The organism is Streptomyces sp. NBC_01198 (genome assembly GCF_036010485.1).
Lineage (GTDB): Bacteria > Actinomycetota > Actinomycetes > Streptomycetales > Streptomycetaceae > Actinacidiphila.
This window is the reverse complement of record NZ_CP108568.1, coordinates 270606-284619: the sequence shown is the minus strand read 5'-3', so window position 1 is coordinate 284619 and position 14014 is coordinate 270606. Positions and strand designations below refer to the sequence as shown.

The 14014-nt window shown below is 73.0% G+C and carries 12 protein-coding genes; 7 read left to right on the top strand and 5 right to left on the bottom strand.

Annotated features, from left to right (window positions below; genetic code table 11):
- Positions 1-3 precede the first annotated feature (3 nt).
- The 3 genes from OG702_RS01410 to OG702_RS01400 all read right to left on the bottom strand — a co-directional run bounded on the left by OG702_RS01410 (position 4) and on the right by OG702_RS01400 (position 4006).
- Positions 4-1248: a substrate-binding domain-containing protein gene (locus OG702_RS01410; protein WP_327293052.1), complete on the bottom strand. Its 1245-nt coding sequence runs from the start codon at positions 1246-1248 to the stop codon at positions 4-6.
- 139 nt (positions 1249-1387) lie between these two features.
- Entirely contained in the window at positions 1388-2257 is an 870-nt protein-coding gene (locus tag OG702_RS01405; protein ID WP_327286987.1) for an alpha/beta fold hydrolase, read from the bottom strand.
- Positions 2258-2407: 150 nt separating this feature from the next.
- Positions 2408-4006, bottom strand: coding sequence for a purple acid phosphatase family protein (locus tag OG702_RS01400; RefSeq protein ID WP_327286986.1), 1599 nt, complete (start codon positions 4004-4006; stop codon positions 2408-2410).
- Positions 4007-4300: 294 nt separating this feature from the next.
- Between OG702_RS01400 and OG702_RS01395 the strand changes: the two genes are divergently transcribed.
- Positions 4301-6361, top strand: a complete 2061-nt coding sequence (locus tag OG702_RS01395; RefSeq protein WP_327286985.1) for a phosphocholine-specific phospholipase C — start codon at positions 4301-4303, stop codon at positions 6359-6361.
- Positions 6362-6405: 44 nt separating this feature from the next.
- Here OG702_RS01395 and OG702_RS01390 read toward each other — a convergent pair whose 3' ends face one another.
- Positions 6406-7221, bottom strand: a complete 816-nt coding sequence (locus tag OG702_RS01390; RefSeq protein WP_327286984.1) for a helix-turn-helix domain-containing protein — start codon at positions 7219-7221, stop codon at positions 6406-6408.
- Positions 7222-7321: 100 nt separating this feature from the next.
- Entirely contained in the window at positions 7322-8707 is a 1386-nt protein-coding gene (gene paaK, locus OG702_RS01385) for a phenylacetate--CoA ligase PaaK (protein ID WP_442814272.1), read from the bottom strand.
- Positions 8708-8838: 131 nt separating this feature from the next.
- Here paaK and OG702_RS01380 point away from each other — a divergent pair, with 131 nt between their 5' ends.
- The 6 genes from OG702_RS01380 (at position 8839) to paaE (ending at position 14001) form a co-directional block, all read left to right on the top strand.
- Complete coding sequence (locus OG702_RS01380; RefSeq protein WP_327286982.1) at positions 8839-10065, top strand: thiolase family protein; 1227 nt, start codon at positions 8839-8841, stop codon at positions 10063-10065.
- A gap of 111 nt (positions 10066-10176) precedes the next feature.
- Complete coding sequence (paaA, locus tag OG702_RS01375) at positions 10177-11175, top strand: 1,2-phenylacetyl-CoA epoxidase subunit PaaA (RefSeq protein WP_327293051.1); 999 nt, start codon at positions 10177-10179, stop codon at positions 11173-11175.
- Positions 11172-11492: a 1,2-phenylacetyl-CoA epoxidase subunit PaaB gene (paaB, locus tag OG702_RS01370; RefSeq protein ID WP_327286981.1), complete on the top strand. Its 321-nt coding sequence runs from the start codon at positions 11172-11174 to the stop codon at positions 11490-11492. Before paaA ends, paaB begins: the two co-directional genes overlap by 4 nt.
- Before the next feature lie 12 nt (positions 11493-11504).
- On the top strand, positions 11505-12383 hold the full coding sequence (gene paaC / locus OG702_RS01365) for a 1,2-phenylacetyl-CoA epoxidase subunit PaaC (RefSeq protein WP_327286980.1): 879 nt from the start codon (positions 11505-11507) through the stop codon (positions 12381-12383).
- Positions 12377-12898: a 1,2-phenylacetyl-CoA epoxidase subunit PaaD gene (gene paaD, locus OG702_RS01360; RefSeq protein ID WP_327286979.1), complete on the top strand. Its 522-nt coding sequence runs from the start codon at positions 12377-12379 to the stop codon at positions 12896-12898. The genes paaC and paaD overlap by 7 nt, the downstream gene beginning before the upstream one ends.
- A complete protein-coding gene (gene paaE / locus OG702_RS01355) occupies positions 12898-14001 on the top strand; it encodes a 1,2-phenylacetyl-CoA epoxidase subunit PaaE (protein WP_327286978.1) in 1104 nt (367 codons plus the stop codon). Before paaD ends, paaE begins: the two co-directional genes overlap by 1 nt.
- Positions 14002-14014: the final 13 nt, after the last annotated feature.

The window sequence follows — 14014 nt, the reverse complement described above, 5'->3', positions numbered from 1 at the left end:
CGATCAGCCTGCCATCTGCTTCGAGGGCGGCGTGACCGCGTCCTTCGGCAGCCGGCTGATCAGCTCGGGCTTCGCGGCAGCGCCGGCGCCGGTCAGCGTCGCGGTGAACATCGGCTGCAGCAGCGCGTGGTCCACCGTCCTGATCTGCTCGTCGCCCTTGGGACCCTGGAACGACCAGCCCGCCAGCGCCTTCGCCATCGCCGTCGGATCGGTGGCGCCGCCCGACTCCACCGCGTGCACGATCATCTGTGCCGCGGTGAAGCCGTCCGGGCTGAACAGGTCGGGAGTGCCACCGGCCTTGGTGATGCCGTCCAGCATCGCCTTCTCCACCGGATTGCCGGCCGCACCGGGGAAGTAGTGCGCCAGGAAGGACACCTTGGAGCCCGCCGCGCCGAACAGCGGGTACGAGGCGACGCCGGCCAGGCCGGTCACCACCTTCGTCGAGGCCACCACGCCCTGCTGGTCAAGCGCCGTCCACAGCGCCGGCGCGCTCGCCCCGGCCCATGCCACGAACACCAGGTCCGGCTTCTTGGACTTGACCTGCTGCGCGAACGGCGTCAGGTCGCCCGCGCTGGGCGGCGCGAGCACCGAGTCGACGATCGCGCCCCGGCCAGTGCCCAGCACCTCCTTGACCGCGGCCACATTCGCCTGGCCGAAGGCCGAGTTCTGGGTGAGCACCACGACCTTCTTGCCGCGTGAGCCGCCGAGCAGCGAACCGGCGGTGAGGATGTCCTGGTAGGACTGCCGTCCGGAGCGGAAGGTGTAGGCGTTCATGCCGGTCAGGGCGTCGGTCGCGGCGGGGCCTGCGATGTAGAGCACGTGGTTCTGCGCGGCCAGCGGCGCCAGTTGCAGCGCCACGCCGGAGTCCGTGGTGCCCGCGATGATCTTCGTGCCCTTGCCGATAAGCGTCTTGGCCGCGGCGACCGCCTTGGCCGGGTCGCCCGCGTCGTCCTGCTCGGTGAGGCGGATCGGGTGGCCGGCCGCCTTGCCGGTGCCGTGGGTGGCGTAGTCCAGACCGGCGTTGAACCCCTCGATGTACTGCTTGCCGTAGGCGGCGAGCGGCCCGCTGCGCGAGTAGACCAGGCCCACGTCGACGGCGGCGCTGCCGTCCTTGCCCGCGGACGAACTGCCCGCCGTCCCCGCCTTGCTGCAGCCCGTCAGCCCTGCCAGCAGGACGGCGGCGGCCAGCAGCGCAAGCGCGGGGACGGATCTGGTGCGGTACGTGCTCGATGTGCTGCTGCGACGCATGGTGACCGGCTCCCGGAACGGTGGATTGTTGCGCACACCGTAGAAGTGCTGGGTCCGGGTGGACATGTGGCCGGAGCATGCACCTGCCGGGGACGGCATGTCGGCGGGCACCATGGTGGGGTGCCCGCCGCGCCGGGCCTCAGAGGGCCTCGCGGAGGTGGGCGGCCACGGTGGCGGCGCCCGCCGCCGCGAGGACGATCGAGTAGTGGTTCACCCCGGGGACGAAGTGCGTGGCGACCGTGCCGGGGGCTGCCGTCTCGATCACGGCGGGCGGGTACAGGCCGACGGGCTCGTCGCGCAGGCCCCGTTCTGCCCAGAGCAGCCGGGCCGGTACCCGCAGCTCGTGGATCGCGGCGAAGACCGCGGGATCGCGCAGCTCGTCCTCGGCGTCCTCGCGGATCGCCGCCGCCCGGCACGCCGAGCGCAGGTGCGGCTCCTCGCCGACGAGGTCGCGGTCCAGATAGGCCCGTACCACCTCGCCGGTCAGCTCGGCGAAGGCCGGGTGCGCGGCCCAGAAGGCGTGGTAGGCGGCACGGTCGGGGAACTCCATGTCGAGCTTGGCCATCGCCGGCCCGATCACCGCGTGCAGCACCTGGTCGATGTCCATGTCGGCCGGGACGGGGAAGCCCAGGCCGCCGTCGACCAGCACCAGCTGCCGGTAGCGCCGCGGGTCGCGGCGGGCGGCGACACAGCCGACGAAGCCGCCCATGGAGTGCCCGGCGAGCACCGCACGGTCCACCGCGAAGCTGTCCAGCACCGCGAGCAGGTCGTCGGCGTGCGCCGCCATGCTGCTCTCGCCCTTGACATCGTTGCTCCGTCCCCGCCCGCGAAGGTCGGGAGCGAGCACCTCGACGCCGTCGAGGGCTTCGGCGACGGCGGCCCACGACAGGCCGTTGCTCGCGATGCCGTGCACGGCGAGCACCGTGCCGGCCCCCGGTTCGCCCGGCCAGTGGCGTACGGCGAGCGTGCCGCCCGCCACCTCGACGCCGACATCCCGGTAATCCCTCATGCGCCCCGCCCAGAATCGGACCCGCCGGCCCGCACGCCGCCCGTGCGGACTCAGCAGCATAGGTGTCACCGGGGTGCGTGACGCATGGCGGCGGCCGACACAGCCGGTGCTGCCGCCGTGTCGCCCGCCGCCATCCCCGAGGGGGCGGTGTCAGTGGCGCCCGTCCGACCGCTTGCGGTGCAGCGTGAACTGCTCGAAGACCGACAGCTCGCCGTGCGGTTTGTTCACGTTGTAGTACGTGACGTGCAGCCGGGTGGTGTCACCGGGGAAGCGGCCCGGGTCCACCGTGAAGGCGGCGAAGCCGTAGGGGTGGTCGATGTCCCGCACGCCCGTCCAGACCGCCTCCTCCTTGACGTAGGTCGCCGCCCGCTTGCCGCCCTCGGGACGGGTGGCGGCCACCGCGGTGATCACCTTGGCGGTGCCGTCCTTGAAGAAGGACTGGTTGGTGGTGCCCGAGACTCCGCCGCCGCCCAGCACCATGTGGACGGTGCCGAGCCCGGTGTCGATGTCGTCGGTCCTGGTCGAGGCGGGGTTCGGGGTCAGTGTCTCGCTGCCGCCGACCACCCCGCGCACCGCGAGGGACCGCTCGTAGTTGTGCTCGTGGCCACACACCACGAGGTCCACCTGGTAGCGGTCGAAGAGCGGCCCGTACGCCGCGCGCAGGCCCAGGTCCGCGCCGTTGGCGTCGGAGGAGCTGATCATCACCTGGTGCATCGCCACGACGACCCAGTCGATGTCGGTGTCCCGCCTGGCCGCCTTCAACTCCCGCTCAAAGAAGGCCAGCTGACGGCCACCCGAGTAGCCGTGGACGTAGTTGTCGCCGCCGTCCTGCAGCGCGACGTCGTCGTTCTGCAGCACGATCACCCGCACCGACCCGGCGGTGAACGCGTACCACAGGCCCGCGAGTTCGTCGTCGGTCTCGGTCGAGGGCAGGTCGAAGTACGTCTGGTACGCGCCCAGGCCGATCGGACCGTTGCCCGACTCGATCTCGTGGTTGCCCGCGGCGGGCATCCACGGCCGGAAGCGGGCCGAACGGGTGTTGTTGGTGAAGAAGTTGTTCCAGGTGCGTACCCGGTCCACGTCCAGGTTGGCGTAACACAGGTCGCCGTTGAGCAGGTGGAACAGCGGCGCGACCTGCTCGATGCCGGTGACGATGTCCTTGGTCGCCGGCGTGGAGTTCGCGTCGAACGCCGCCGTGCCGTCGCTCGCCCAGGTCACCTGGGGCGCCGACTGGTCGCCGAAGCTGGTGAAGGTCAGCGGCTGGCGCCCGCGCGGCGCGGTGCGGAAGGTGCCGCTGTCCGGGGTGGCGCCGTCGTGCGAGACCAGGTACAGGTAGTCGGTCCCCGGGTGCAGCTTGCTGATCAGCGCGTGGTGGACGTAGACCACCCGGCCCGACTTGCCGTCGGTGTACGCCCGGGTCCGCGCCGACGCGCCGGAGCCCAGACCGTGGTCGAGCGTGCCGTACAGCACCCGCGGGCGCTTGACCGGGGCGTCGGTCAGCCAGGACACCACCATCTGGGTGGACGGGTCCTTGCCGAAGGTCAGATGCAGGCCCTGCACCGGGGAGGCGCCCCCGGCGTCGGGGGTGGGGTGGAAGGCGGGCGCGCCGGCCGGCGCCGCCGCGGCGGGACCCGCGCTCAGCAGGGGCACGGCGACCGCGCCGACCCCGGCGGTCCCCAGCAGGCCGACCGCGGTGCGCCGGCTGAGGCGCTCTCCCGACGGCTCGGGTGTGTCCATCTGTGCGACCATCGTTGCTCCTTGGTGCATGGGCTGCGAATGCGTGAAGACTCGCGCCCCGCGGCGACGGCCAGTTGAACTCCGCCTTTCCGGTGCACGTCGGAAGGCGGCGGGACCCCGGGGCGCGGCCGCGGCGCGCACCCGCGGCCCCCGTGACTCCGTTTCCCGCCTGCCGGACCTGGCTGTTCGCGACCCGTACCGCAGGCTTTCACCCGCGGGACACGGGCAGGTCGCCTGTACTCGCTGCTCTTGGGATCACCCCCTGCTCGCCCCGCACACTCCCCTTGCGAAGAGGTACTCCGAGCCATGGCCGAACCCACCCGGCGGCGCTTCCTGCAGATCGCCGGCGCCACCGCGGGCTTCACCGCCCTGTCAAGCAGCATCAACCGCGCCGCCGCCATCCCGGCCGGGCGCCGCACCGGGACCATCAAGGACGTCGACCACATCGTCGTCCTGATGCAGGAGAACCGGTCCTTCGACCACTACTTCGGCTCGCTGCGCGGAGTGCGCGGCTTCGGCGACCCGCGCCCCGTCCGGCTCGCGAACGGCAAGCCCGTCTGGTACCAGCCGGATGGCACGGGCAAGGACGTGCTGCCGTACCACCCGGACGTCGCGGACCTGGGGCTGCAGTTCATCGAGGGCCTCAACCACGAGTGGACCGGCAGCCACGCCGCCGTCAACGACGGCAAGTACGACCGCTGGATCCCCGCCAAGTCCACCGGCACGATGGCCTACCTGACCCGGGACGACATCCCGTTCCACTACGCGCTCGCCGACGCCTTCACCGTCTGCGACGCCTACCACTGCTCGTTCATCGGCGGCACCGACCCCAACCGCTACTACATGTGGTCGGGCTGGACCGGCAACGACGGCAAGGGCGCCGGCCCGGTGCTCGACAACTCCGAACTCGGCTACTCCTGGACCACCTACCCCGAGCGGCTGGAGAAGGCGGGCGTGTCCTGGAAGATCTACCAGGACATTGGCGACGGCCTGGACGCCGCCAACTCCTGGGGCTGGATCCCGGACGCCTACCGCGGCAACTACGGCGACAACTCGCTGCTGTACTTCGACAACTACCGCAACGCGCAGCCCGGCGACCCGCTGTACGACAAGGCCCGCACCGGCACGAACGCCAAGGCGGGTGAGGGCTTCTTCGACGCCCTCAGGGCGGACGTCCAGGGCGGCAGGCTCCCGCAGATCTCCTGGATCGCCGCGCCCGAGGCCTTCTCCGAGCACCCCAACTGGCCTGCGAATTACGGAGCCTGGTACATCTCGCAGGTCCTCGACGCGCTCACCTCCGACCCCGAGGTGTGGAGCAGGACCGCGCTGTTCATCACCTACGACGAGAACGACGGCTACTTCGACCACGTCGTCCCGCCGTTCGCACCGCCCGCCGAGGGCCGCGGCGCCTCCACCGTCAGCACCGACCTGGAGATCTTCCCCGGCAACGGCACCTACGCCGCCGGTCCCTACGGGCTGGGCCAGCGGGTGCCGATGACGGTGGTCTCACCGTGGAGCACCGGCGGCTATGTCTGCTCCGAGGTCTTCGACCACACCTCGATCGTGCGCTTCATGGAGCGCCGCTTCGGGGTGCACGAGCCGCAGATCTCGCCGTGGCGGCGCGCCGTCTGCGGTGACCTCACCTCGGCCTTCGACTTCGGCCTCACGCACGGCAGGCCCGCGCCGCTGCCCGACACCGACGCCTACCAGCCGCCCGACCGCGACCGGCACGACAGCTACGTGCCGGTGCCGCCCGCGCACCAGGTGCTCCCGGTGCAGGAGAGGGGCAGCCGCCCCACTCGCCCGCTGCCGTACGCCCCGCAGGTCGACGCGGCCGTGACGCCCTCCAGCAGGCGCGTCACCCTCACCTTCGCCGGCGGAGTGGCCGCCGGCGTGTGCTTCCACGTCACCGCCGCCGGCCGCACCGACGGCCCGTGGACGTACACCGCCGAGGCCGGCAAGAAGCTCTCCGGCAGCTGGGACACCGCCGCCCAGGGCGGCAGCTACGACCTGACGGCGTACGGCCCGGCCGGCTTCCTGCGCACCTTCAAGGGCTCGGCGGCCCACGCCGGGCCCGAGGTCACCGCCCGCCACGACGCCAGCGCCGGCCGGATCGAGCTGACCTTCACCAACTCCGGCCGCACCGACGTCCGGCTCACCGTCCGCAACTCCTACGACGGCCTGCACGCGACGTACACCGTCCGCGCCGGCCGCCGCGAGACCCACACCGTCGACCTCGGCCGCAGCAAGCGCTGGTACGACCTCACCGTGACCGCCGACCACGACCCGGGCTTCCTGCGCCGGCTGGCCGGCCACGTGGAGAACGGCAGGCCCGGGGTGAGCGACCCGGCCATCGCCACCCGCTGACCGGTCCCGTCCCACCACCGCCTGCTTCCGGCGGCGCGTCCGCGTCAGACCTGCGCGCCGCGCCGCCCGAAGCGGGCCGGGGTCACCCCCAGATGCCGGGTGAAGTGCCGGCTCAGATGGGCCTGGTCGTAGAAGCCGACCGCGCTCGCCACGTCGGCCGACCGCTCGCCGGCGAGCAGCAGGGCGCGGGCCCGGTCGATCCGGCGCCCGGTGAGATAGGTGTGCGGCGGCAGCCCGTAGGCCCGGGTGAAGCAGCGGATCAGATGCGTCGGATGGGCATGCAGCACCGCCGTCGCCTCGTCCAGCGTCAGGCCGGTCCGCAGCCGGGAGTCCAGCAGTTCGCGCAGCCGCGCCGCCAGCCGGTGGTCGGCCGGGTCCCTGCCGGCCGGCCTGCGGGCGTCCAGGTGGGTCAGCAGCCGCTCCCGGACGAACGCCAGCCGCGAGGCGGCCTCCAGGGCGTCCCCTTCGTGCCGCAGCGCCGCGTGCAGGAAGTGCACCCGGTCGTGCAGCGCAGGGTCGAGCAGGATCGGCCCGTCCACCGCGGGTCCCGCCAGCCGCTCGGGCAGCACCGACGTCGACAGGTACAGCACCCGCTTGCGGAAGCCGCGTCCGCCCACCGACCGCCCGTCGTGCGGCACCCCCGGTGGCAGCAGCACCACCCGCCCGGCGTCCGTCGCGTCGTGCCGCCTGCGGTCGAGCGCGAAGTCCACGACACCGTCGTCCAGCAGCATCAGGTCCCAGGTGTCGTGGGTGTGCACCGGGTAGGCGTGCGCGGTGAAGGTCGCGTGCAGCACCTCGCTGATCCCCGCCACGGCCGGCCGCCAGGCGTGGACCTCGGTACCGGGACGCGATCCCCTCATAGCGGAAAAGGTAACAAGACCCGGCAGGGGCGGCCCCGCCCGTCCGGCAGATCATCTCTGTCCGGCCCACCGGCGGACGACGCTGTGTGCCGGTGGGCCCCTACGACGGCCGCAGGTCCCTGATCCGCTGGATCTTGCCGACCGAGCGCTCCAGGCTCCCGGGGTCGGTGACGACGACCTCGACGGTGACCCCGACCGCGTCCTTGACGCCCTGGGCGACCGTGTGGGCCGCCTCCTCCTGCTGGGCCGCCGGCGCGTCGGGCCTGGCCTCCACGACGACGGTCATGTGGTCCATCCGGCCGCGCCGGGTCAGGTCGAGCCGGAAGTGCGGGGCGACCCCCGGGACGCCGAGGACGATCTCCTCGACCTGGCTCGGGAAGACGTTCACGCCGCGCAGGATGATCATGTCGTCGCAGCGGCCGGTGACCTTCTCCATCCGCCGGAAGGCCGGCCGCGCGGTGCCGGGCAGCAGCCGGGTCAGGTCCCGGGTGCGGTAGCGGACGACGGGCAGCGCCTCCTTGCTCAGCGAGGTGAAGACCAGCTCACCGCGCTCGCCGTCCGGCATGACCGCGTCGCTGATCGGGTCGACCACCTCCGGGTAGAAGTGGTCCTCCCACACGTGCAGGCCGTCCTTGGTCTCCACGCACTCCTGCGCCACCCCCGGGCCCATGACCTCCGACAGGCCGTAGATGTCCACCGCGTGGATGTCCAGCCGGTCCTCGATCTCCCGTCGCATCGCCTCGGTCCACGGCTCGGCGCCGAAGATGCCCACCCGCAGCGAGGTGGTCCGCGGGTCCACCCCCTGCCGTTCGAACTCGTCCAGCAGGGTGAGCATGTAGGACGGCGTGACCATGATGATCTCGGGCCTGAAGTCCTGGATGATCTGCACCTGGCGGGCGGTCATGCCGCCCGAGGCTGGGATCACCGTGCAGCCGGCCCGCTCGGCGCCGTAGTGCGCCCCGAGGCCGCCGGTGAACAGGCCGTAGCCGTAGGCGATATGCACCTTGTGACCGGGGCGGCCGCCCGCGGCCCTGATCGACCGCGCCACCACGTCGGCCCACACCGACAGGTCAGCGTCGGTGTAACCCACCACGGTGGGGCGGCCGGTGGTGCCGCTGGAGGCGTGGATGCGGCGCACCCGGTCCATCGGCACGGCGAACATCCCGAAGGGGTAGGTGTCGCGCAGGTCGGCCTTGGTGGTGAAGGGGAAGCGCGCCAGGTCCTCCAGGCCGCGGCAGTCCTGGGGCTCCACCCCCGCGGCGTCGAACTTGCGCCGGTAGAGCTCCACTTCCGCGTACGCGTGGCGCAGCGTCGCGCGCAGCCGGTCGAGTTGCAGCGCGCGCAGCTCCGCGCGGGTGAGCAGCTCGCTGCCGTCCAGCAGGTCCCGGGGTGCGGGGGCGCCCAGGCGGACGGCGGTCGGCTCGGGCACGCTGGTCGCTTCGCGGCTCACTGGGCTCCTCCACCGCCTTGTCCACCAACCGACCATTCGGTTAGCGTGCCGCCACGTAAGCAAGCACCGCCGCCGCCTGTCAAGGGGGGGAAGCATGCTCCGTACGCCCCTGAGCGCTCCGGCGTCCGCGCCGGTCGCCCGCCGTCCCGCAGCCACCGAGGAGAGCCATGTCCGATGAGGTCTACCTGATCGACGGCGCCCGCACCCCGCAGGGGCGCTACGGCGGCGCGCTGGCGAGCGTGCGGCCCGACGACCTGGCCGCGCTGGTGGTCGGCGAGGCCGTCCGGCGGGCCGGGGTCCCCGCGGCGGCGGTGGACGAGGTGGTCCTCGGCGCGGCGAACCAGGCGGGCGAGGACAACCGCGACGTCGCGCGGATGGCGGTGCTGCTGGCGGGTCTGCCGCACACCGTCCCCGGCTACACGGTCAACCGGCTGTGCGCCTCCGGGCTGACCGCGGTCGCCTCGGCGGCGCAGGCGATCCGCTCGGGCGACGCGGAGCTGGTGGTCGCCGGCGGCGTGGAGTCCATGACCAGGGCGCCCTGGGTGATGGCCAAGCCGGGCACACCGTGGGCCAGGCCGGGGGAAGTCCACGACAGCGCGCTCGGCTGGCGTTTCACCAATCCGCGCTTCAGCGCCGCCGACCGGGCGGTGCCGGACGGTGCGGGCGCCGAGACGCCGGGGAGGGTGACGCTGTCGATGGGGGAGACCGCGGAGGAGGTCGCCGCGCTCGACGGCATCACCCGGGCCGACAGCGACGCCTTCGCGCTGCGCAGCCACCGGCGCGCGGTGGCCGCGCAGGAGGCCGGGCACTTCGACCGGGAGATCGTCCCGGTGCCGGTCGGCGACTCCTCGGTCACCCGTGACGAGGGCCCGCGCCCCGGCACGTCGCCGGAGAAGCTGGCCGCGCTGCGTACGGCCTTCCGGGAGGGCGGCGTCGTCACCGCGGGGTCCTCCTCGCCGCTGTCCGACGGCGCCGCCGCCCTGGTGGTGGCCGGCGCGCGGGCCGTCGATCGGTACGGCCTGACGCCGCGCGCCCGGATCGTCACCTCCGCCTCCGCCGGGGTGCAGCCACACCTGATGGGGCTCGGGCCGGTGCCCGCCACCGAGAAGGCACTGGCCCGCGCCGGGTGGAAGAGCGCCGACCTGGACGCCGTCGAGCTGAACGAGGCCTTCGCCGCCCAGGCGCTGGCGGTCATCGGCCGTCTCGGCCTGGACCAGGACACGGTCAACGCCGACGGCGGCGCGATCGCGCTCGGCCACCCGCTGGGCTGCTCGGGGGCGCGCATCCTGCTCACCCTGCTCGGCCGGCTGGAGCGCGGGGGCGGCGGCCGCGGCCTTGCCACTCTGTGCGTCGGCGTGGGCCAGGGCGTGGCGATGCTCGTCGAGCGGGTGTGAGCGCACGGCCCGGCGGGGACTCTCCCTGCGGCCGGGGCTTGCCGTGCGGCCGGAGGATCCGCACACTTGGTACCGAACGAACGGTCGGTTGGGGTGAGGAGAGACATGGCCATGCCACTCGAAGGCTCGCCGGGCGACAGCGGCGACGGTGACCGCGGCACCGAGCCGCTGCAGGAACGCTTCGACGCCACCATCGCGGGCAACCAGCGGGTCGAGCCGCGCGACTGGATGCCCGAGGGCTACCGGAAGACGCTGATCCGGCAGATCGCGCAGCACGCGCACTCCGAGATCATCGGCATGCAGCCCGAGGGGGAGTGGATCACCCGCGCGCCCTCGCTGCGCCGCAAGGCCATCCTCTTCGCCAAGGTGCAGGACGAGGCCGGCCACGGACTGTATCTGTACTCGGCCGCCGAGACCCTGGGCGCCGACCGCGCGGACCTGACCCAGCGGCTCATCGAGGGCCGCCAGAAGTATTCGTCGATCTTCAACTACCCGACGCCCAGCTTCGCCGACGTCGGGGTGATCGGCTGGTTCGTGGACGGCGCCGCCATCTGCAACCAGGTTCCGCTGTGCCGCAGCTCGTACGGTCCCTACGCACGCGCCATGGTGCGGGTGTGCAAGGAGGAGTCCTTCCACCAGCGGCAGGGATACGAACTGCTGATGACGATGATGCGCGGCACCGGCGCCCAGCGCGCGATGGTGCAGGACGCGGTGGACCGCTGGTGGTGGCCGTCGCTGATGATGTTCGGCCCGCCGGACGAGAATTCGCCCAACTCGGCGCAGTCGATGGCCTGGAAGATCAAGCGCCACAGCAACGACGAGCTGCGCCGCCGCTTCGTCGACATGACCGTGCCGCAGGCCGAGAAGCTCGGCGTCACCCTGCCCGACCCCGAACTGCGCTGGAACGACGAGCGCGGCGGATACGACTTCGGCACCCCCGACTGGTCCGAGCTCCAGCGGGTGATCAGCGGCGACGGGCCGTGCAACGCCGAACGGGTGGCTCGGCGCACCGCTGCCCACGACGAGGGCGCCTGGGTCCGCGCGGCGGCCACCGCCCACGCCGCCAAGCAGGCGGCCAGGGCGAAGCACGACGAAGGAGCGGCAGCATGAGTGACGCAAGTACGGCAGGGGATACGCCCACGGCCAGGGCGGACTGGCCGCTCTACGAGGTCTTCGTCCGGGGCAAGCGCGGCCTGAACCACGTGCACGTCGGCTCGCTGCACGCCGCCGACGACACCATGGCGCTGACCCACGCCCGTGACCTCTACACCCGCCGCAACGAGGGCGTGTCCATCTGGGTGGTCCGCTCCACCCACATCGCCGCCTCGACCCGCGACGAGAAGGACCCGTTCTTCAAGCCGAGCGCCGACAAGGTCTACCGCCACCCGACCTTCTACGACATCCCCGACGATGTCCCGCACATCTAGGAGCCGGCCGGTATGAGCGACGCCACCGACGAGCACGCCACCGACGACCACGTCTACCTGTCCCTCGCCGAGGATCACGACGGTGACGGCGAGGGCAACGCCCGCTGGGCCTTCGGCACCGGTTTCGAGGACCCGCTGTACGGCGTCGACACCGCCGTGCCTGCCGGCCTGGACACCGCCGAACTCGTGGCGCAGTGCCTGGCGTTGGCCGACGACGCGCTGGTCGGCGCGCAGCGGCTGGCGCAGTGGTGCACCCGGGCGCCGGAGCTGGAGGAGGAGGTCGCGCTCGCCAACATCGGGCTCGACCTGCTCGGCCAGGCCCGGCTGCTCTACGCGCGCTGCGGCCAGGTCGACGGCACCGGCCGCGGCGAGGACGCCTACGCCTACTTCCGTGACGCCGGCGACTTCCGCAGCGCCCGGCTGGCCGAACTGCCCGACACCGACTTCGCGTTCTGCGTCGTACGGCTGCTGGTGCTGTCCGCCTGGCGGCTGGCCCTCTTCGGCCGGCTCGCCGCGGCCGAGGACCCGGTGCTCGCCGCGGTGGCGGCCAAGGGCGTGCCCGAACTGGCCTACCACCGGCAGTATGCCGCCGACTGGGCGGTCCGGCTGGGCGACGGCACCGAGGAGTCGCACCGCCGGATGCGCGACGCGCTGGCGGCGGTTGCCCCGTATCTGGATGAACTGTTCGGCGCCCGGCCGGAGTTCGCCGCCCATGCGGACGCTGTCAGGCAGGAGGCGCTGGCCGTGCTCGACCAGGTGCTGTCGGCCGCCGGCCTCGCCCTGCCGCCCGCGCCAGGCGCGCCGGACGACAGCCGGCACACCCCTCAGCTGGCCCCGCTGCTTGCGGAGTTGCAGAGCGTGGCCCGGGCGCACCCGGAGGCGACATGGTGACGGAGCTGCCCCGGACGGCTGCGGCGCGGGCCCGGCAGGTCGCCGCGCAGGTGCCCGACCCCGAGCTGCCCATGCTGACGCTCGCCGACCTCGGCGTGCTCAGGGACGTCCGGGTGGCCGGCGACGGCACGGTGGTCGCCAGCCTCACGCCCACCTACTCCGGGTGCCCGGCGATGGCCGAGATGCGGGCCGACGTGGCCGCCCGGCTGCGCCGGGCCGGCTTCGAGAAGGTGGAGATCCGCACGGTCCTCGACCCGCCGTGGTCCACCGACCTGATCACCGCGCGGGGCCGGCGCAAGCTCCGCGAGCACGGCATCTCACCGCCGGGAGCCGCACCGCGACGCAACCCCGGGCCGGTGCCGCTGGTGCTCGGCGCACCCCGGCAGGCCGTCGGCTGCCCGCAGTGCGGCTCCACCGACACCGAGGAGACCTCCCGCTTCTCGGGCACCGCCTGCAAGTCCCTGTGGCGCTGCCGTGCCTGCCGGGAACCGTTCGAGCACGTCAAGGAGTTGTGATGGCCGCGACCACCACCGCCGTCGGGACCGCGCGGCCGCGCCGCCGCCCGGCCTTCCATCCGCTGCGGGTGGCCGACGTGCGCCCGCTGTGCGAGGACGCCGTGACCGTGGGCTTCGAGATCCCCGACGAGCTGGCCGCGGAGTTCGCGCACCGCCCCGGCCAGTCCCTCACGCTGCGGCGTACGGTCGACGGCCGCGACGAGCGCCGGTCGTACTCCATCTGCTCACCGGCCGGGGCACCGCCGCGGATCGGCGTGCGGATGGTGCCCGGCGGGCTGTTCTCCGACTGGCTGGTGCACGGGGTGCGCCGCGGTGACACCGTCGAGGTGATGCCGCCGATCGGGGCCTTCACTCCCGACCCGGGCACCCCCGGGCACCATGTGCTGATCGCCGCGGGCTCCGGGATCACCCCGATGATGTCGATCGCGGAGTCCGTGCTCGCCGGCAACGGGCGTTCGCGGGTCACCCTCTTCTACGGCAACCGGCGCGCGGGGACGGTGATGTTCGCCGACGAACTGGCCGACCTCAAGGACTCCTACCCGGCGCGCTTTCAGCTCGGCCATGTGCTCTCCCGCGAGCCGCGCGAGGCCGAGCTCCTCTCCGGCCGCCTCGACGCGGACCGGCTCGCCGCGCTGATCGCCGGCCTGGTGCACGTGCCCGGTGCGGACCACTGGTGGCTGTGCGGACCGCACGGCATGGTCGCCGGTGCCCAACACGTGCTGGCCGGGCTGGGGGTGCCGCCCGACCGCGTCCACCAGGAGCTCTTCTTCGCCGACGACGAGCCGATCACCCCGCTGCGGCACCCGGACGACATCGCGAGCGGCCCGGTCAGCCAGGTCACCGTCACCCTCGACGGACGCACCTCCACCGCCGCCCTGCCGACCGACTCGACGATCCTCGACGGGGCCCAACGCGCCCGCCCCGACCTGCCCTTCGCCTGCAAGGGCGGGGTGTGCGGCACCTGCCGCGCCAAGATCACCGAGGGCCGGGCCGACATGCGCCGCAACTTCGCCCTGGAACCCGCGGAGGTCGACGCGGGCTACGTGCTGACCTGCCAGTCCTTCCCCGCCTCCGGCGCCCTCACCGTGGACTACGACGCCTGACCTCCCCCGTACC